Here is an 18,781-nt window from a genome sequence, read left to right as displayed (position 1 = left end):
CCTGCATCCGCCTGTGGACAGGGCGCGAGGTCTGGCTGCTTGACGTGGGCGTCGGCCCCGAAGCCACATCGCCCTTCAACCCCGACTGGCTGGTCGGCGCGGATCGCGTGTTGATCACCCATGATCACATCGACCACATCGGGGGGGCAGCCCATGCGGTTGCGGCTGGCCTGCCGATCCATTGCACGGCGCTGACGGCCCGTGCTCTGCCCATCGGCGCGCAGGTCACCCTGCTGCCCGACAGGGGACAAAGCGATGTGGCGGGCGTATGCGTCACCACGGGGCGCAATGGCCATGCCTTGGGCGGGGTCTGGTTTCACATCGCTCTGGGGCAGGGGCTGTTTTTCTCCGGCGATTGGTCGCAAGAAAGCGACTGGTTCGCCTTTGATGCACCGCCGCGCGCGGCAACGGCGCTGATTGACGCCTCCTACCACCTTGACGATGTGCCCCAGGCGGCGCGCAAAGCCGCTCTTGACGGGATGCTGGCCCAAAATGCGCACCGCCAGATCCTGTTTCCCGTGCCGCCCTCGGGGCGCGCGGGCGCGCTGGCCTTGCACCTGATGCGCCTTGGCACTGTTACGCTGGATGACAGCTGCCAAAGGGCTGTCGCCCGCGCACTCGAGAGCGGGGGGCTTTGGGCGGGCGCGCAGGCTGTTGTGCCGCTTTTGGGGCAGTCTTTCGACCCTAACGCTCGTTTTTTGATCTGCGACACCCCGAATGCCGATGGGGGACTGGCATGGGAGATCGTGCAAAACTGGCGCGACAGCGGCCGGTTGGGTACCGAAACACTGGTGGTTTTCACCGGCCATATGACCGCCCATGCCCGCGCCATTGCCGCGCAGGGCGGCTGCTTTGCGCGCTGGAATGTCCACCCGCCCCTCAGCGCCCAGATCGCGCTGCTCGATCATCTGGGCGCCTCGCGCTATGCGCCGCTGTTTTGCTGTCTGCCCGAGGACTACGCGCTGGAGCCGCGCATCACGGCGCGTCTGGTCTTGCATGAAAGAACGCCGCTGTGATCCCGCCCCGCCAAGCCTTTGTCGTCCTGCGCCACGGGGAGACCGATGCCAATCGCGACCGGATCATTGCCGGACGCAGCGAGGCGCAGTTGACACCGGCAGGGCGCAGCGCCGCGCGCGCGCTGGCGCAGTGGCACTGGCCGGTGCCGCTACGACTGTTTGTCAGCCCGCAACAGCGCGCCGCCGACACGGCCGCTCTGGCGTTTCCCGACCATAGCGCGCAGGTGCTTTCCGGTCTGCGCGAACGGGACTGGGGCGTGTTCGAAGGCCAACCGGTGGGCAATCTCCCCCCCCGCGAGGCGACCCCACGCGACGGCGAGCCCTGGGCGGATATGGTGGCGCGCGTTGATGCGGCGCTTGGCGTGGCACTTGATCAAAGTGCCGCCGATCAGGCGCTTGCGGTGCTTGTGGCGCATTCCGGCGTCATCCGGGCGCTGCGCCTTCTGTGCGGCGCCAGTCCCCATGGTCCCTCGCCGCACAATACGACCCCCTATCTCTTCGTGCGCCACGCCACAGGCTGGCACGAACACAGGCCCGACAAGAAAGACAAAACATGGATTGTGTAATTTTTGACATCGACGGAACCCTCGCCGAATTCGACGCGCCGCGCCTTGGGCATCTTGTGCATGGCACGACCAAGCGGTGGCAGGAGTTTCACGATGAAATGGCGGCGGCGGCTGTGATCGCCCCTGTCGCGCGTTTGTTGCGCAGTCTCAAGGCACAGGGCGAAGCCGTGGTGCTGTGCACCGGACGCCCCGAGGGCTGGCGCGCGCAGACGCAGGCGTGGCTGGCGCAGGCAGACATCCCGCATGACGCGCTGTATCTGCGCCGGCGAGACGAAGACCACGCAAGCGATCCCGAGGTCAAACGAAGCGCCCTTTCGCGGATCAAATCCGACGGGTTTCGCCCTTGGCTTGTGGTCGATGACCGCAGCGCTGTGGTCGATTTCTGGCGGGCTTCGGGTCTGACCTGCCTGCAATGCGCGCCGGGGGATTTTTAGCAGAGCGTAGCTGCATCAGGGCAGGCGGCCCTTGCGCCCCGCCCGCCGAAACACCCGCCCGCCGAAACATCCGCCAGCCGCCGCCAGCAACCCGCGCCATCGCCGCGCGGGGCGGCGGCTTTGCTAGGCGACGTTGCGGCCCGCAGAGGGTTTGGCGGGGTGAAAGCTCTGCGCATCCTCGTCGGTCATCGGCATGAGCGAAAAGAACCCCACCTCCGCCTCCATGGATTTGATATTGCCCAGCAAGCTTACCGAGGCCGCGTTGGTTTCTTCGGACATGGCCGCATTGTGCTGCGTCGTCTGATCCAGATCGGTCACCGCCGTGTTCAGCTCGCCCAGACCCGAGGCCTGTTCCTTGGTCGATTGGGCCACTTGCACGATTCCGCTGTGAATGCTTTCGACGACCTGCTTGATCTGGGTCAGCGCACCGCCCGCTTCGCGCACCAGATTTACACCGGTGCTGACCTGCTTTCCCGAAGTGCTGATCAATGTTGCAATTTCGCGTGCGGCTTCGGAGGAGCGTTGCGCCAGGGCGCGCACCTCTGAGGCCACGACCGCAAACCCGCGTCCTGCTTCACCTGCCCGCGCGGCCTCAACCCCGGCGTTGAGCGCCAGCAGGTTGGTCTGAAAGGCGATATCGTCGATCACCGAGGTGATAGAGGCCACTTGTTTGGCCGAGGTTTCGATCTCGTCCATCGCGTGGACGGCTTTCTCGACAACGGCGGTCGCATCATCGGAGTAGTTTTGCGCGTCTTCTGACTGGGATTTGACCGTTTCGGCCGTTCCCGCAACGCTTTTCACGGACGAAAGCAGCGTCTCGAGCGCGGCGGCACTTTGTGCCAGGGTCGAGGCCTGGATTTCGGTGCGGCGCGCAAGATCGGTCGTGGCCTGACCGATGGCGGCGGATTCGCCACGGATCGTGAGCGTACTGTCGACCACGCGCGACATGGTCTGCGACAGTTTTGTGATCGCGGCATTAAAATTCACGCGAAGCTGGTCGAATTCACCAAGATCCACGGTGACGCGCGCCGTCAGATCGCCCTCGGCAAGGGCGGACAGGCTGCGGCTGAGGGCGTCGGTCGCTTGCCGATAGATCGTTGTGTCGACGGCAAATTTCACAACCTTCACAACATTGCCTGCGGCATCGTAGATCGGGTTGTAGCTGGCCCTGATCGTGACCTCGCGCCCGCCCTTTCCGATCCGTGTAAATTCATCTGCAAAGCGCTCGCCCGCGCGCAAGCGGTGCCAGAATTCCTTGTAGTCTGCGCTGGATACTTCGGTATCGCGCACGAACATACTATGATGTTTGTTGGCAATCTCCGACAGATCATAGCCCATCGCCTGGCAAAACAGGTCATTGGCGCGCACAATCGTTCCGTCGGGTTTGAATTCGATGACCGCCTGAGATTTGCCGATTGCCGTAATCTGACCCTCGGCATCGGCGGCTGCGTTTTTGGAGTCGGTGATGTCAAACGCGTATTTCACCACCTTGAAGGGGCGCACTTCGGGATCCAGAATGGTCTCGTAGGTCGCTTCGAGCCAAATGATATCGCCCTTTTTATTGCGGCGTTTGATTTGGCCTTTCTCGGAGGATCCTTTTGCAAGACGCGACCAGAACGCGGAATATTCGGCGGTGTTTGCCTCGCCCTCCAGCATTAGGATGCGGTGATGTTTGCCGACAAGTTCGTCAACCGAGTAGCCAACGGTGCGGCAGAAAATATCGTTTGCAGCCAGGATTATGCCGTCCTGGTCGAATTCGATGACGGCCATCGAGCGGGCGACGGCATCGACTTTGCCGCGATTGTCGCGCCGTGACAGATGGTAGTGCGTGATATCATGTGCGCAGATGTAGATGTGATCGATATTTGTACCGTCGCGCGACACGGGGATAATTTTCTGATCGACCCAGAATTCTTCAGTCTTGCGATCAAGCAGGGGCATGATACGCGCGTTGGGCTTGCCAAGATCAAGCGCCTGCCAGATCCGGGCAAATTCCTGCTTGTCCTTGTCACGGACAAGATCGGAAAAATTCCGCCCCAACAAATCTGCGCAACTGTACCCGCAGCTTTTGGAAAACAGGTCGTTCACGGCGGTGATCGTCCCGTCCGGCGTGGTGATCACCGTGGCAAAAGCGTCCTTAATCGCCGCAAGATCATCTGCCGCCATACGCGCATTCAAATCATTGCGTTTTGTAAGTCGTTTTAAAAACATGTGTCACCCGTTGCTTGTTAGGAGCACAGTGCAGAAAATGTCTTAAGGTCGATTTAACCTTGGGCCGGCAATCGAAAAAAAATCGCGGCGATGCGCGATTTCATAAATCTTGTCGTGAAGGGACCCAAAAAGCAGGGGCCCAAAAAGCAGGGGCCCAGAGACAGAACAGATACAGATACAGATACAGATAAGGGAAGTCGCATGAAACAGCCGTTCAAACACGGTCGCATGATCGCCAAATCCATCCCCAGACCACAATTTTTACGTATAAAAATAATGCCTTAGGGGGATTATGGCGGAGAGACAGGGATTCGAACCCTGGGAACCCTCACAGGCTCAACGGTTTTCGAGACCGCCCCGTTCGACCACTCCGGCACCTCTCCGCGGTCTTGGTGAGGGGCCGTTTAAGGAATGCGCGGGGTGGGTGCAAGGGAAATTTTCGCCCGCTGCGGATTTTCCCCGCGGCGCAGGCTGGCGCGGTTGGAGGGGCGGTCTGTGGCGCATCGCAGGGGCATCGGTTGGGCTACCGGTCAGGGCCGCCTGTCGCGCGCATCGATGCGCCGCGCGTTCTGACGCATTTGTCAAATATGCTTGCTTGAAAGGGGGCGGGGCGCAGCCTAGCTTAGGTCAGACCACGATAAAAGGACGGTGCCGGTGATCTTGAACGATACGATGCAACGCGCTTGGCAATTTACACAACAGGGGCGTGACGCGGGGCCTGATATGGTGTCCTCCCGTACTCTCTCTGGCCGAATTTTCTCTGGCCGCGTTCTTTCTGGCGTTTTGGCGGGCGCGTTTTTGGCCGTTCTTCCCGCTTTTGGTGCGACAGGCTCAGCGCAAGCCGCAAGCGTGGCCGATCTTGCGCAGGCGATGCAGCTGGAGACCGTCATCGACATCATGGCGCTGGAAGGCGTCAAATACGGGCAGGATATCGAGGATCAGATGTTTACCAGCGGCGGTGGCGCGGCGTGGGATCAACTGGTCGCGGAACTCTATGACCCCGAGCGGATGCGCGCGACGGTGGTGGCCGCACTTGAAACCAGCCTGAAAGCCGAAGCAATTGACGAAAGCGTTGCGTTTTTCGACAGCGCGCTGGGGCAGAAGATCACAACGCTCGAAGTCTCCGCGCGCGAGGCGATGATGGATGACGCCGTCGAAGCCGCGGCGCTGGACAGTTGGGCGTCGCGCGCGATGCAAGACAGCCGCGCCGCGCAGATCGACACGTTTATCGAGGTCAACGATGTGATCGACCTGAATGTGATCGGCGCGTTGAACGCGAATTACGCGTTTTATTCAGGCATGGCCGAGGGCGGTGCTCTGGGCGCTGCGGTCTCCGAGGATGACATGCTTGCCGATGTCTGGTCCCAGGAGGAGGATGTGCGGGCGGAAACCATTGACTGGTCGCACGCATATCTGTCGCTGGCCTACCAACCGCTCAGCGACGACGAACTTGCGCAATATCTGGCGTTTTCGCAGACCCCGGCAGGGCAGAAGTTGAACCTTGCGCTCTTTGCCGCCTTTGACGACATGTACCTTGAGCTGTCCAAAGGTCTGGGGCGCGGCGTGGCGATTTTCATGGCCGGTGAAGACCTGTAGCGCGTGCGGGCAGTCCGTGCGGGCAGGGCTGGCGGGCAGGGTGGCCAGGGCGACGGCTGTAAAAGCAGCTTGGGTCACGCGGGCCTTGACAGGCGGGGGTGTTTTCTCGATAAGGCGCCATCTCGGCGTCTCTGTTTGACTCGCCGGGGTTTTCTATTGGGCGCAAGCCATGGGAGACCTGTTTCGGGGAAACCTGACGACCAGGGGAACCTAAGCCTGGGGAAACCTAAGACTAGGAAATCCTAAGACTAGGAAAACCTGTCTATCAGGGAAACCTGTGCTGACGCGCGATGGAAGTGAGACGAAGACCTGCATGCGCAGGCTTCATTTGCAATCAGTCCCGCGAGGGGCGCGCTGTTCGAGGCTGGCAGATCCGTCTGCCGCAACATCTTTGCCACCGGTTTGAACCGGGCGCAGAGAGGCCACAGAATGCGGAAAGAAAAGGATAACTGCATGTTTGCGGTTCTGAAAACTGGCGGTAAACAATACCGCGTGCAAGCTGGCGACGTGCTTCGCGTCGAAAAGCTGGCAGCTGAAGCTGGTGAAACCATCCAGTTCAACGACATTCTGATGCTCGGTTCGACCATCGGCGCGCCCTTCATTGAAGGCGCTGCGGTGCAGGCCGAAGTGATCGACCAGATCAAAGGCGAGAAAGTCATTTCCTTCGTGAAACGTCGTCGGAAACACTCCTCGAAGCGGACCCGTGGCCACCGTCAGAAACTGACGCTGGTGCGCGTGACCTCGATCCTCGAAACCGGCGCCGACAAATCCGGCGTCAAAGTGGCTACTGGCAAAGCGCCGGCAGTCGCAGCACAGTAAAGGAGACCTGAGAGATGGCACATAAAAAAGCTGGTGGTTCATCCCGTAACGGTCGCGACTCTGCGGGTCGTCGCCTTGGTGTGAAACTCTACGGTGGCCAAGCGGCGATCGCAGGCAACATCATCGTGCGTCAGCGCGGCACGCGTATGTTCCCGGGTGAGGGCGTTGGCCTTGGCCGTGATCACACGATCTTCGCCAAAACCGACGGCAAAGTGACATTCCACAAGGGCCTCAAAGGCCGGACCTTCGTGTCCGTTCTGCCCGAAGCGGAAGCCGCTGAATAAGCCACTTCGAATTGGTGAGACATCAAGGGGAGCGGCGCACATGCCGCTCCCCTTTCTCGTTTGAACAGACCACAGCGCCGCGGGAGAGAGACGCTGCGCACAGGGGGCTTTGGACGGGTTCACGGTTCGGTAACGATCGGCGTGCTAAATGCGCGCTCGGGTAAAAGCAGAACAGGCTTTTCGAGGAGGAGAGTAAAATGGTCATGGATAACGTGCTCAATCATGTCACATCCACCGCGCCCCAGGGGCTTGCGGCGGACACGCAGCTTATCATTCAGGCCGAGCGCTTTGTGCTGCGCCCGCCGCGCCGCTCGGATGCAGGGCTTTTGGCGATGTATGCCGGTGACAAGCGCGTGGCCCAATCGACCCGCTCGATTCCCCATCCGCTGCCCCCCGGCGCGACCGAAGCCTTCATCGCCCGCTCCCTCGATCACGGCAACGCCAAGGAAGCCTGGGTGCTGGATGGATCCGCGCAGGGGCTTTCCGAGGTGCTTGGGGTGATCTCGCTCAAACCGCTGGATCGCAACCAATCCGAAGTCGGCTATTGGGTGGCGCCGATGTTCTGGAACACGGGCCTTGCGTCAGAGGCCCTACAGGCCATCGTCGCGGCCAATCCGCAAAAGTGCAAAACCATCTTCGCGGAGGTCTTTCAGGACAATGCGGCCTCGGCGCGGGTGGTCACCAATGCAGGCTTTACCTATCTCGGCGACGCCGAAGCCTTTTGCGTGGCGCGGGGGGCGAAAGTGCCTACATGGACCTATCTGCGTAAATTCGACTGATCCGGCGCGCGGGTCAGCCCGCCACGGTTTCCTTTTTAGAGCTGTCTGGCGGGCGCTCGTAAAGCCTCATTGAGTTTCATGCGCGCGCGCGGTATGGCTCAGGCTCTGAAAAGGACATAATTTATGAAGTTTCTCGATCTCGCCAAAGTCTATGTGCGCTCCGGCTCCGGCGGGAATGGCTGCGTTGCCTTCCGCCGTGAAAAGTTCATCGAATACGGTGGGCCCAATGGCGGTGACGGCGGTCGTGGCGGCAGCGTTGTTGTGGAGGCTGTCGAAGGCCTGAACACGCTGATTGATTTTCGCTACCAGCAGCACTTTTTTGCCCAGAACGGCAAGGGCGGTGCAGGGCGCAACATGACCGGCGCAGATGGCAACGACATCGTTCTGAAAGTGCCCGTCGGCACCGAAGTGCTTGATGAAGATCAGGAAACCGTGCTGTGCGATATGATCGAAGTCGGTCAACGCGTGACGCTGTGCCGCGGTGGCAATGGCGGCTGGGGCAACCTGCATTTCAAATCCGCAACCAACCAGGCCCCGCGTCACGCCAACCCCGGACAGGACGGGGTCGAGCGCACGCTTTGGCTGCGACTGAAGCTGATCGCGGATGCGGGCTTGCTGGGGCTGCCCAATGCGGGCAAATCGACCTTCCTTGCGGCCACCTCGAACGCGCGGCCCAAGATTGCCGATTATCCCTTTACGACGCTGCATCCGAATTTGGGCGTTGTCGGGATTGATAACTCCGAATTTGTGGTTGCCGATATTCCCGGGCTGATCGAGGGCGCATCCGAAGGGCGGGGTCTGGGCGATCAGTTTCTGGGCCATATCGAGCGCTGCGCGGTGCTGTTGCACCTGATTGACGGCTTTTCCGAAGATGTTGTGCAGGACTATAACACCATCATCAAAGAGCTTGAAAACTATTCGGAAATTCTGGCAGGCAAGCCGCGCATCACCGTGTTGAACAAGATCGACGCCATACCCGACGAGGACCGCGCCGAACGCGTGGATGCGCTTCAAAAAGCCTCCGGCGGTCGCGTGTACATGATGTCTGGCGTCTCGAAAGAGGGTCTGGATGTGGTGCTGCGCGCGCTGAAGGCCGAAATTTCCATGGACCGTTTGCGCACACAAAAAGCCGATGAAGACGACCAAGAGGATGGGGAGGCCAAGTCGTGGCAACCGTAATCCAGACATCCGAGCGCGCGTTGCCCGAAATCGCCACCCCTGAGGGGGCCATCGTGCCAACCCGCCTTGCGGGGGCAAAACTTGTGGTGGTCAAGATCGGCTCTGCCTTGTTGGTGGACCGTGCGTCGGGCGATTTGAAACACGATTGGGTCAAGGCTCTGGCCGAAGATGTTGCCGCGCTGCGGGCGGCGGGCACGGGCGTTTTGCTTGTCTCGTCGGGGTCTATTTCCCTCGGTCGCCGCGTTCTGGGCTTGCCGCCGGGCGAGCTGCCGCTGGAACAGTCGCAAGCGGCCGCCGCCGTGGGGCAGATCCAGCTTGCACGGGCCTATGAGGAAGTTTTGAACCCGCATGGGATCACCTGCGCGCAGGTGCTGTTGACGCTGGAAGATACCGAAGATCGCCGCCGCTACCTGAATTCGCGCAACACCTTGTCGGCCTTGATAAAATTCGGTGTGGTGCCGATTGTGAACGAAAATGACACCATCGCCACCGATGAAATCCGCTACGGCGACAACGACCGTTTGGCGGCACAGATCGCGGTGACGGTCGGGGCGGATCGTCTGGTCTTGCTGTCGGATGTGGACGGGCTTTACACCGCAAACCCGAACGTCGATCCGCAAGCCGTTCATTTCCCAAGCATTTCCGAGATTACACCGGAAATCGAAGCCATGGCCGGCGACCCCGTGTCGGGCGTGTCAAAGGGCGGGATGAAAACCAAGCTCATGGCGGCAAAGACCGCGATGGGCGGGGGCTGTGCGATGGCGATCACCGAAGGCTCGAGCCTGCGACCGCTCACCGGCCTGGACGCAGGCGCGCGCTGCACGTGGTTCCTGCCGCATGAAGATCCCAATCTGGCGCGCAAACGCTGGATCGGCGCGATGAAACCCCATGGGGAAATCACGGTGGATGCGGGCGCGGTCAAAGCGCTGATGGAGGGCAGTTCCCTGTTGCCGGCGGGGGTGCGCGCGGTGCGCGGCACCTTCGGGCGCGGCGAGCCTGTGTTGATTTTGGGGCCGGACGGCGCGCGTTTGGGCCAAGGCCTGATCCGCTACACCTCGGCAGAGGCGCAGATCATCAAAGGCGCGCAAAGCCGCGAAATCAAAGAGCTTTTGGGGTACGGCGGGCGCGCCTCGCTTGTGCACCGTGACGATATGGTTCTGTAAGCCGTTGGAAAAACGTCCAAAGTTGCTTACCTGACAGTTTGTAAAAGAGACAACCGGAGGTCGACATGAAAGACATGGATGACATCGCAGGCTTGATGAAAGCCATCGGGACACGCGCCAAAGCCGCCAGTGCGACGCTGGCCTTCGCCGCGCCCGAGGTCAAAACCAAAGCGCTTGAAACCGCCGCCGACACGGTCTGGGCACGGCGCGACGACATCATGGCCGCCAATGCCAAAGACATGGCGTTCGGGCGTGAAAAAGGGCTGACGCCTGCGATGCTGGATCGTCTTTTGCTCGACGAGGCCCGTATCGCAAGCATCGTCGCCGCTTTGCGCGACGTGGCGGCGCAGGACGATCCTGTCGGCCATGTCATGAGCGAATGGGACCGCCCCAACGGGCTGCACATCCAGCGCGTGCGCACGCCGCTGGGCGTGATCGGGGTGATCTACGAATCGCGCCCCAATGTGACGGCAGATGCGGGGGCGCTGTGCCTCAAAGCAGGCAATGCGGTGATCCTGCGCGGCGGCTCGGAAAGTTTCCATTCCTCCGGTGCGATCCATGCCTGTCTGGTCGCCGGGCTGAAGGCTGTCGGTCTGCCCGAGGATGCGATCCAGCTGGTGCCGACCCGCGACCGCGCGGCAGTGCAGGAAATGCTGACCATGGTCGAGTCTATCGACGTCATCGTGCCCCGCGGCGGCAAGGGATTGGTGGGGCTGGTACAACGCGAAGCCCGCGTGCCGGTCTTTGCCCATCTTGAGGGGATCGTGCATATCTACATCGACAAGGCGGCCGATTTTGACAAGGCGCTGCGCATCGTGGTGAACGCGAAAACCCGCCGCACGGGGATTTGCGGCGCGATGGAGTGTCTTTTGGTGCACCGCGATCTGGCGGACACGCTGGGGCGCGATCTGGTGCAGGCTCTGCTCGACAAAGGGGTCGATGTGCGCACCGATGCGACCTTGGGCGTGATCGACGGCACCACACCTGCCACAGAGGCCGATTGGGGGCATGAGTACCTCGACAGCATCTGCGCGGCGAAAGTGGTGGACGATCTGGACGCCGCCATCGCCCATATCCAGCGCTATTCGTCCAGTCATACCGATGCGATCGTGACCGAGGATGACGCGGCAGCGGCCACCTTCTTCCAGCGCATCGACAGTGCGATTTTGATGCGCAATTCCTCAACGCAATTTGCCGATGGCGGCGAATTCGGCATGGGCGGCGAAATCGGCATTGCCACGGGCAAGATGCACGCGCGCGGTCCGGTGGGCGCTGAACAGCTGACCTCGTTCAAATATCTCGTGACCTCGGACGGGGCAGTGCGCAGCTAAGGCGCGGGGGACCCGATCCGGGCAAAGTTTCGATCCGGCGCGCGTCCTGTCGGGCGCGCGCCGTTTTTTTGACGCAAACAGGTTTTTTTAAGCAAACAGGGCGGCGTTCAGAAACTCAAGCTCAGTTCAGTCGCGCTTGCGCTGACGCGGATGTGGCGCGACAGCACTTCGGCTTGCAGCGGGGCGAGCAGGAACTGGATGTCATTGGCGCGCAGGCCGTCGGGCAGGCTGACCGCGGCCAGACGGTCGAACAGGGCCGCATCGACGTTCATTTTATCCGCCGTAGCCACGATATGCCACTGGCTGGCGCTGTGCGTGACGCGGATGTGCCCACCACGCGGCAGTGCGGTTTCGGCGCAAAGGATCAACAGGGTCGCCAGCTTGACCTCGGCGCGCAGGTGGTCGCCCTCGACCTCCCAGGCGTAGCTCATGCGCCCGCCGTCCAGCGCCTTGAGAATGGCCACCATTTCGCTGCGCCCCGTCGTTTGCCCGGGGCTTGCCGCGCCAAAGGCCACACGAAAGAACTTTACCCGCGCGTTTGCATTGTCCACGCTTTCCGAGATAAGGCTGATTTCAGGCCCCACGGAGGTGCCCGCCATCGCCAGTAATTCGACGCCATTGGCGATTGCGCCCACGGGCGATATCAGGTCATGACAAATGCGCGACCCGATGAGCGCCGCAAGATCGCGGGCAAGCTGGTGAGAGGACAGGTTGGTCTCGGTCATTGGCAGCCTTTCTCAGGGCAGTTGGGGGCGTTTCGGGGGCGTGTCGGGGTCGTTTCGGGCGGGCAATCAGGCGCGCCTTACAACGGCGCATGACGCATTATGGGTGTGAAAGCAAAGACATGGAAGATCTCAACGCAATGCTGGAGCCCGGACAGATTGTCCGCCACCCCGAACGCCCCGACTGGGGCATCGGGCAGGTCCAATCCAACATCAACGGCAAGTTGACCGTGATGTTTGAAGAGGAAGGCAAGGTCGTGATTGACAGCAGTCGGGTCATGGTGCTTCCGGTGTTCGGCTGAAACGTCGCGCTGGACGTTCGTGGTCGCGCTACAGTGGCAATTTTCATCCCCTTTTGCAACTGTCGGGCGATTTGGGCGCGGCGCGGGCGCGGCCTTCCCACCGCGTACAGTTGCAAAGCGCCAGCGGGGCGCGTAGAACCCGCGCACCTGAAACCATGCGACAGGCCCGATGATACCGCCAGATCCCCAGTTCGAAACCCGTTTTGCCCGTGACGCGGCCGATCTCGAAGCCGCGCAGCATTTGCGGTATCGGGTGTTTGTCGAGGAACTCGGGGCCGACGGGGTGCTTGTCGATCACGTGGCCCAATTGGAGCGCGATGATTTCGACCCCTATTTCGAGCATCTTCTGCTGATCGACAGGACGCGCTCCGGCGCCGTGCGCGAACAGATCGTGGGCGTTTACAGGGTGCTGTCGGACGAGCGCGCCAAAGTGGCGGGGCGGTTCTATTCCGAGGACGAATTCGACCTGACCGCTTTGAAAACCTCCGGGCGGCGGCTGTTGGAACTGGGCCGTTCCTGCCTGTTGCCCGATTATCGCGGTGGCATGGCGATGTTTCATCTCTGGAACGCGCTCGCGGCCTATGTCGTGGAAGAAAATATCGACGTGCTCTTTGGCGCGGCCTCGTTTTTTGGCACGGATGTGCAGGCTTTGGCCGAGCCGCTGTCGCTGCTGCATCACCGCCATCTTGCGCCCGCCGAGCTGCGCGTGCGCACCCAGCCGGGGCATTTCCACAGCATGAACTTGATGCCCGAGGCGCAAATCGACCGCCGCCGCGCGATGCTGAACGTGCCGTCGCTGATCAAGGCCTATCTGCGCCTTGGCGGCTGTGTTGGCGAGGGGGCCTTTGTCGATGAAGCCTTTAAAACAATTGATGTGTGTCTGGTGATGGACACGCAAAAACTGTCAGAGCGCCAGCGCAATATCTACATGCGCGGCACGGAGAACGGCACGGGGCGCAGCACGCTAAAGGGGCCAGAAAAGGCGCCAGAAGAGGGGCCCCAAAAGGGGCCGCGCACGGGGACAGCGGCGCAATGATACCGCTTTGGGAGGCCGATACACCCCCCGATCCGGTCGTCTTGCGCAAGCGCGATTGGGGGCTTGTGGTACTGCGCGCCGTGCCGATTGTGCTGTTCATCCTGCTGTGCCTGATATTGCTGTTGGTCTGCCGCGGGGTCGAGCGGCTGCTGGTCGGCGACAAACGCCCTGTCAGCAGTATTTTTCCCTATGTTGTCTGTCGCTTCGCGCTGCTGGTTTTGGGATTGAAACTGACGGTTACGGGGCGGGCGATGGCGCAGCGCGGCGCGATTGTGGCCAATCATTCGAGCTGGCTTGACATTCTGGTGCTCAATGCGACGCATCGGCTGTTCTTTGTGTCCAAGGCGGAAGTCTCGGGTTGGGCGGGCATCGGGACGCTGGCCAAAGCCACCGGGACGGTGTTCATCAACCGTGACCGCCGCGAGGCCGCCGCACAAAAACAGATCTTCGAGGACCGCCTGCGCAGCGGTCATAAACTGTTGTTTTTTCCCGAAGGTACTTCGACCGACAGTCTGCGGGTTTTACCATTTAAATCAACGCTTTTCGCGGCATTCTTTACGCCGGAACTGCGCGAAACCGTCTGGGTGCAGCCCTGTTCGGTCGTCTATCGTGCGCCCGAGGGTCAGCCTGCACGGTTTTATGGCTGGTGGGGCGATATGGCGTTCGGACCTTCGGCGCTCAAGGTGCTGGCGGCGCGACCACAGGGCAGCGTCGAGGTCGTGTACCACCCTGCGCTCAAAGTGTCGCAATTTGCGGATCGCAAGCGGTTGACGCAGGTCTGCGAAGAGGCGGTGCGCGCCGGCTTGCCCGATCGCCTTTGACCACGGGAAGCGCGGCGTGAGGCCTCGGGATCTGGGTATTTTTATCCGAAAGAAACCAAGGCGGGCCGGAAGCGACCCAGAAGCGACAAAGCCCGTCCTGTCGGGTTTTGAGACAGCGGGCTTTGTCGGGGCGGTGTCAGGCAGGGTCAGGCGGTGGTTGGCATTGCCGCGTTGATGGTGGCGATGATGTCGGCCAAGGCTTGCGCGGGGCTGTCGGATTTCCAGATTTCATCGCCGATCGCAAAGAAATCGGTGATCGGGGTGAGGCGGGTGATATCTGCAAGGGTCAGCGCGCCTTCGGCGACCACGGGGACTTCGATCACATCCGACCACCATTGGAACAGGTCATCCTCGGCGCGCGTCCCGTCGCCAAGGCCACTTTCGCCCACGGGCCCAAAACTGACGTAATCCGCGCCGATTTCAGCCGCTGTCATGCCGTCATGGCGCGAGGCGGCGCAATAGCAGCCCACGATGGCATCCGCGCCCAGTTCCTTGCGCACATTGCGTACCGAGCGCGAGCCTGTCGCAAGATGGACGCCGTCGAGCCCCAGCCGTTCGACCAGTTGCACATGGGCTTCGATCACGATGGCCACATCGCGCGCATGGCAGATTTCGCGCAAGGCATCAGCGGCGCGCGCCACATCGTCTTCGTCCTTGCTGGCCAGGGCAAGGCGCAGGCAGGCGACCTCATTGGCATCCAGAACGGCCGCCAGAGCGGCCGGAAAGCTGTCGAGGTCGAAACTCGCCGGTGTCACGAGGTAGATCTGGGGGGTTTCTTTTTCGGGGGTATCGGAGGTCGTGGCCATGGGGGTATCCTGAACTCGGGTTTGACGCCCCCTATAGCGGGTTTCGCTTTTGGGCGGAAGGGTGTCAACGCGCGGGGCTGTCAGCGCCTGCGCGCCCTTGCCACAGGAGGCTTTGCGCAGTATTGCCCGCACGCAGCCTTTTTCAGCCCTGACAGGATTTTCCGATGACCGGACCGACCCCCGCCTTTGTCCTTGTACGCCCGCAAATGGGTGAGAATATCGGTGGCGCGGCGCGGGCGATGTGGAATTTCGGGCTTGACCGGATGCGGGTCGTGGCCCCGCGCGACGGTTGGCCCAACGAGCGGGCGGTGGCACTTGCCTCGGGCGCGGGGCGGCTGCTGGACGAGGCGGGGCACTATGACACCGTGCGCGCCTCTCTTGCCGATTGCGACTATGTTTTTGCCACCACGGCGCGGGCACGCGGGCTGACCAAGCCCGTCATGAGCCCCGAGCGGGCGATGGCGCATGCGCGCGCCTTGCAGGCCGAGGGCAAGAAGGTCGCCGTCATGTTCGGGCCCGAGCGCGCGGGGTTGGAAAACGAGGACGTGGCCGAGGCCAATGCGATCATTTCCGTCCCCGTGAATCCCGATTTTGCTTCGCTCAATCTGGCGCAATGCGTGCTGCTGGTCGCCTATGAGTGGCGGCGGCAAACCACGCAGGTCGTGCCCGAGGTGGTAGAACTGGCCAAAACCGAGTGGGCAGGGCACCATGAGGTTGAAAAGCTCGCCGATCACTACGAAGAGGCGTTGGACCGTGCGGGGTTCTTTTTCCCTGACGCCAAGGCGGAGGGCATGAAGTTGAACCTGCGCAACCTGTGGAGCCGCATGCCATTGACGCGTTCGGATGTGCAGATTTTCCACGGCATGATGCGCCAAATGGTGCGTTGGGTGGAATATGGCGGCAAGGCGGCGCGCGAGTCCAGGCGCGACGAACAGTGATCCGGCGCAGCGCGCGGCCCTGAGGCGGGCTGCGCGACAGCGGCGCAGGCCTGCGACATTGAGGACGGCTTGCCCCCGCGCGCCGTGCCATTTAGGGTCCGCCCAAGATCAGAGAAGGGATCGCAGATGAGCGCGAAACGCAGCATTTTCGAGGAGGTCGGCAGCGACGAAAAAGTGGCACCCCGCGCGCAGGGCGGCTTGATCGACAAGCCCTCGGGCGCACGCAGGGGCATTCGCGCGTGGCTGATCGTGATTTTCGTGCTGGTCATGGCGATGATTGCCGTGGGTGGGCTGACACGGCTGACCGACAGCGGCCTGTCGATCACCGAATGGAAACCGCTTTCCGGAGCGGTGCCGCCGATGAACGCCGCCGATTGGCAGGCCGAATTCGACGCCTACAAGGCCTCGCCGGAATTCCAGATCCAGAATTCCGATTTCACCCTGTCGCAATTCAAGTCGATTTTCTGGTGGGAATGGGCGCACCGCCAATTGGGGCGCGTCATCGGACTGGTCTGGGCCTTGGGCTATGCATGCTTTGCCATCGCGCGCAAAGTCCCCAGCGGTTGGCACAAGAAACTGATCTGGATCGGGGCTTTGGGCGGCTTGCAAGGCGCAATCGGCTGGTGGATGGTCTCTTCGGGGCTTGAAGGGGATCGCACCGATGTTGCGTCCTACCGCCTCGCGACCCACCTTGGCCTTGCCTTCATCATTCTGGGCTTTCTGGCGTGGTACACTTTCCTGTTGTCACGCTCGCAAACCCAGCTGTTGCAAGCCCGCCGCGCAGGGGATCGCAAACTGTTTGGCATCACCACCGGACTGCTGCACCTTGCCTTCGTGCAAATCCTGCTGGGCGCCCTGGTCGCGGGCATTGATGCAGGACGCGGCTTTACCGATTGGCCGTTGATGGGGGGGCAGATCCTGCCACCCGATCCGTTCTCGATCACACCGCTCTGGCGCAATTTCTTCGAGGACCCCGGTTTGGTGCAATTCATGCACCGCTGCGCAGGGTATCTCTTGTTTGCCTTCGGGGTGGTCGTCACCCTCAAAGGGCGCAAATCGGCCATTCGCACCACGGTTGGCGCCTACACGCTGCTGGGGGCCGTGTTGGTGTTGCAGGTGGTGCTAGGCATCGCCACCGTGATGCACGGCGCACCGCTGGCGCTTGGCCTTGCGCATCAGATCGGAGCCGTCGCACTTTGGGTGGTGATCCTGCGCGCACGTTTCGCCGCCGCCTACCCACAGGCGCAATCCATTCGCGGAGATGTGAAATGACGGCTTTTGACGATTTGATGGCGTTTCAGCACGACACCGAAGCCTTGGCGCAGGTCGCAGGCCGGCTGGGCTGGGATCAGGAAACGGTGATGCCGCGCGGCGCGGCCAATCAGCGCGGCGAGGAAATCGCCGCCCTCGAAACCGTGCTGCACGCGCGGCGCACCGATCCCAGATTGGGGGACTGGCTGGAGCGGATCGACGATGCGCGCCTCCCGCCCGCAGATCGCGCCAAGCTGCGCCACATCCGCACCTCCTATGCGCGCAACACCAAAGTGCCCGCCAAGCTGGCGGCCGAACTGGCACGGGTCACCTCCGTCAGCCAGGGGATCTGGGCCCAAGCCCGGGCGAGCGACGATTACAACGCCTTCGCACCGACCTTCGAAACCGTGCTGCGCCTCAAACGCGAAGAAGCATCGGCCTTGGCCGAGGGGGGCGATCTCTACGATGCCCTGCTGCAGGATTACGAACCGGGCACAACGGCGGCAGAACTGGACGCGATGTTCGGGGCGCTGCGCCCGCGCCTTGTTGCCCTGCGCGATCGCATTCTGGGCGCGGATCAACCCCTGGCCCTGCAAGGCCATTTTCCCGCCGAGACGCAAATGGCATTGTCCGCCGATCTGGCCACCAGCTTTGGCTACGACCTCTCCAAGGGGCGGATCGATCGCGCCGTCCACCCGTTTTCCTCGGGCTCGGGCGCGGATGTGCGCATCACCACCCGCACCGACGAGGCCGATCCGTTCAACTGTTTCTATTCGACCATCCACGAGGTCGGCCATGCCTGTTACGAGCAAAACATCGACCCCGAATTCGCGCTGACGCCCCTTGGCGCGGGCGTCTCCATGGGCGTGCACGAAAGCCAGAGCCGGATCTACGAGAACCAGATTGGCCGCTCGCCCGCCTTCACCCGCTATCTGTTCCGGCGCATGTCGGAAAAATTCGGTGCCTTGAATTTGTCCTCGCCCGACGCCTTTACCGCCAGCGTGAACCGCGTCACCCAAGGTTTCATCCGCACCGAATCCGACGAGGTGCAATATAACCTGCACGTGTTGCTGCGCTTTGATCTGGAACGCGACCTGATCGCAGGGCGGTTGGATGTTGCCGATCTGCCCGAAGCGTGGAACACGCGCTTTGCAGCCGATTTCGGCGTCACGCCGGATCGTGTCTCAAAGGGCTGCTTGCAGGATGTCCACTGGCCCGTCGGGCTGTTTGGCTATTTCCCGACCTACAGTTTGGGCAATGTCTACGCAGGCTGCCTGATGCAGGCGATGCGCGCCGAAGTCGGGGGGCTGGACGCGGCCTTCGAGCGCGGCGATACGCGCCTTGCCACCGACTGGCTACGCGAAAAAGTCCAGCAATTTGGCGGACTCTACACACCGCGCGACACGATCAAACGTGCCTGCGGCTTCGAGCCCAACGAAGGCCCGCTTCTGGACTACCTCGAAGCAAAATTCGCCGCGATCTACGGGTTCTAAAAGACGAAGGGCCGCATCTTCGCGCTGCGGCCCT

Annotated in this window: 18 protein-coding genes, 1 tRNA gene and 1 pseudogene; 16 read left to right on the top strand and 4 right to left on the bottom strand. The window is 61.9% G+C overall.

Going from position 1 to position 18,781, the window contains the following annotated elements; all coding sequences use genetic code 11:
- The first annotated feature begins 5 nt into the window (after positions 1-5).
- Genes AQS8620_RS07825 through AQS8620_RS07815 form a run of 3 tightly spaced genes read left to right on the top strand, consistent with a single transcriptional unit; the run spans position 6 to position 2,016 of the window.
- On the top strand, positions 6-1,016 hold the full coding sequence (locus AQS8620_RS07825; protein WP_085836421.1) for an MBL fold metallo-hydrolase: 1,011 nt from the start codon (positions 6-8) through the stop codon (positions 1,014-1,016).
- Positions 1,013-1,582, top strand: a complete 570-nt coding sequence (locus AQS8620_RS07820; RefSeq protein WP_234990417.1) for a histidine phosphatase family protein — start codon at positions 1,013-1,015, stop codon at positions 1,580-1,582. Before AQS8620_RS07825 ends, AQS8620_RS07820 begins: the two co-directional genes overlap by 4 nt.
- Complete coding sequence (locus AQS8620_RS07815) at positions 1,570-2,016, top strand: phosphatase domain-containing protein (RefSeq protein ID WP_085836294.1); 447 nt, start codon at positions 1,570-1,572, stop codon at positions 2,014-2,016. The genes AQS8620_RS07820 and AQS8620_RS07815 overlap by 13 nt, the downstream gene beginning before the upstream one ends.
- Before the next feature lie 123 nt (positions 2,017-2,139).
- On the opposite strand, the gene AQS8620_RS07810 is transcribed toward AQS8620_RS07815, so the two are convergent.
- On the bottom strand, positions 2,140-4,182 hold the full coding sequence (locus tag AQS8620_RS07810; RefSeq protein WP_234990416.1) for a methyl-accepting chemotaxis protein: 2,043 nt from the start codon (positions 4,180-4,182) through the stop codon (positions 2,140-2,142).
- 338 nt (positions 4,183-4,520) lie between these two features.
- Positions 4,521-4,610 (bottom strand) — tRNA-Ser (locus AQS8620_RS07805).
- A 415-nt stretch (positions 4,611-5,025) separates the two neighbouring features.
- Between AQS8620_RS07805 and AQS8620_RS07800 the strand changes: the two genes are divergently transcribed.
- The 7 genes and pseudogenes from AQS8620_RS07800 (at position 5,026) to AQS8620_RS07770 (ending at position 11,378) form a co-directional block, all read left to right on the top strand.
- Positions 5,026-5,823 (top strand): DUF2059 domain-containing protein, encoded by a 798-nt coding sequence (locus AQS8620_RS07800; protein WP_159453217.1) that lies wholly within the window; start codon positions 5,026-5,028, stop codon positions 5,821-5,823.
- Between the two features lie 453 nt (positions 5,824-6,276).
- Positions 6,277-6,636 (top strand): annotated as a pseudogene (rplU, locus tag AQS8620_RS07795) (50S ribosomal protein L21); the annotation flags it as partial.
- Between the two features lie 20 nt (positions 6,637-6,656).
- On the top strand, positions 6,657-6,926 hold the full coding sequence (rpmA, locus tag AQS8620_RS07790; protein WP_085836291.1) for a 50S ribosomal protein L27: 270 nt from the start codon (positions 6,657-6,659) through the stop codon (positions 6,924-6,926).
- A gap of 203 nt (positions 6,927-7,129) precedes the next feature.
- On the top strand, positions 7,130-7,705 hold the full coding sequence (locus AQS8620_RS07785) for a GNAT family N-acetyltransferase (protein ID WP_370737886.1): 576 nt from the start codon (positions 7,130-7,132) through the stop codon (positions 7,703-7,705).
- Between the two features lie 123 nt (positions 7,706-7,828).
- Positions 7,829-8,884 (top strand): GTPase ObgE, encoded by a 1,056-nt coding sequence (gene obgE / locus AQS8620_RS07780; RefSeq protein ID WP_085836289.1) that lies wholly within the window; start codon positions 7,829-7,831, stop codon positions 8,882-8,884.
- A 53-nt stretch (positions 8,885-8,937) separates the two neighbouring features.
- Positions 8,938-10,047 carry a glutamate 5-kinase gene (gene proB, locus AQS8620_RS07775; RefSeq protein WP_085836419.1) on the top strand — a complete coding sequence of 370 codons (1,110 nt, stop codon included), beginning with the start codon at positions 8,938-8,940 and terminating at the stop codon, positions 10,045-10,047.
- Between the two features lie 65 nt (positions 10,048-10,112).
- Entirely contained in the window at positions 10,113-11,378 is a 1,266-nt protein-coding gene (locus AQS8620_RS07770) for a glutamate-5-semialdehyde dehydrogenase (protein WP_085836288.1), read from the top strand.
- Between the two features lie 107 nt (positions 11,379-11,485).
- Here the strand turns inward: AQS8620_RS07770 and AQS8620_RS07765 are convergent, their stop codons facing one another.
- Entirely contained in the window at positions 11,486-12,103 is a 618-nt protein-coding gene (locus AQS8620_RS07765; protein ID WP_085836287.1) for a histidine phosphotransferase family protein, read from the bottom strand.
- A gap of 119 nt (positions 12,104-12,222) precedes the next feature.
- Here AQS8620_RS07765 and AQS8620_RS07760 point away from each other — a divergent pair, with 119 nt between their 5' ends.
- From AQS8620_RS07760 to olsA, 3 genes are all read left to right on the top strand, one after another.
- Complete coding sequence (locus AQS8620_RS07760; protein ID WP_085836418.1) at positions 12,223-12,402, top strand: DUF3553 domain-containing protein; 180 nt, start codon at positions 12,223-12,225, stop codon at positions 12,400-12,402.
- A 169-nt stretch (positions 12,403-12,571) separates the two neighbouring features.
- On the top strand, positions 12,572-13,438 hold the full coding sequence (olsB, locus tag AQS8620_RS07755; RefSeq protein WP_085836286.1) for an L-ornithine N(alpha)-acyltransferase: 867 nt from the start codon (positions 12,572-12,574) through the stop codon (positions 13,436-13,438).
- The gene (olsA, locus tag AQS8620_RS07750) at positions 13,435-14,259 is read left to right on the top strand and encodes a lyso-ornithine lipid O-acyltransferase (RefSeq protein ID WP_085836285.1); all 825 of its coding nucleotides are present in this window, start codon (positions 13,435-13,437) and stop codon (positions 14,257-14,259) included. Before olsB ends, olsA begins: the two co-directional genes overlap by 4 nt.
- A gap of 146 nt (positions 14,260-14,405) precedes the next feature.
- On the opposite strand, the gene AQS8620_RS07745 is transcribed toward olsA, so the two are convergent.
- Entirely contained in the window at positions 14,406-15,065 is a 660-nt protein-coding gene (locus AQS8620_RS07745; protein WP_085836417.1) for a thiamine phosphate synthase, read from the bottom strand.
- 164 nt (positions 15,066-15,229) lie between these two features.
- On the opposite strand from AQS8620_RS07745, the gene AQS8620_RS07740 reads away from it, so the two are divergent.
- The 3 genes from AQS8620_RS07740 (at position 15,230) to AQS8620_RS07730 (ending at position 18,747) form a co-directional block, all read left to right on the top strand.
- Positions 15,230-16,003, top strand: a complete 774-nt coding sequence (locus AQS8620_RS07740) for an RNA methyltransferase (RefSeq protein ID WP_085836284.1) — start codon at positions 15,230-15,232, stop codon at positions 16,001-16,003.
- 126 nt (positions 16,004-16,129) lie between these two features.
- Positions 16,130-17,275, top strand: a complete 1,146-nt coding sequence (gene ctaA, locus AQS8620_RS07735) for a heme A synthase (RefSeq protein ID WP_085836283.1) — start codon at positions 16,130-16,132, stop codon at positions 17,273-17,275.
- Positions 17,272-18,747, top strand: a complete 1,476-nt coding sequence (locus AQS8620_RS07730; protein ID WP_085836282.1) for a carboxypeptidase M32 — start codon at positions 17,272-17,274, stop codon at positions 18,745-18,747. Before ctaA ends, AQS8620_RS07730 begins: the two co-directional genes overlap by 4 nt.
- The last annotated feature ends 34 nt before the right edge of the window (positions 18,748-18,781 follow it).

It is taken from the genome of Aquimixticola soesokkakensis (assembly GCF_900172375.1).
Classification (GTDB): Bacteria; Pseudomonadota; Alphaproteobacteria; order Rhodobacterales; family Rhodobacteraceae; genus Aquimixticola; species Aquimixticola soesokkakensis.
The sequence above is the reverse complement of the archived record's forward strand: the minus strand, read 5'-3'. Positions and strand labels throughout refer to the sequence as shown.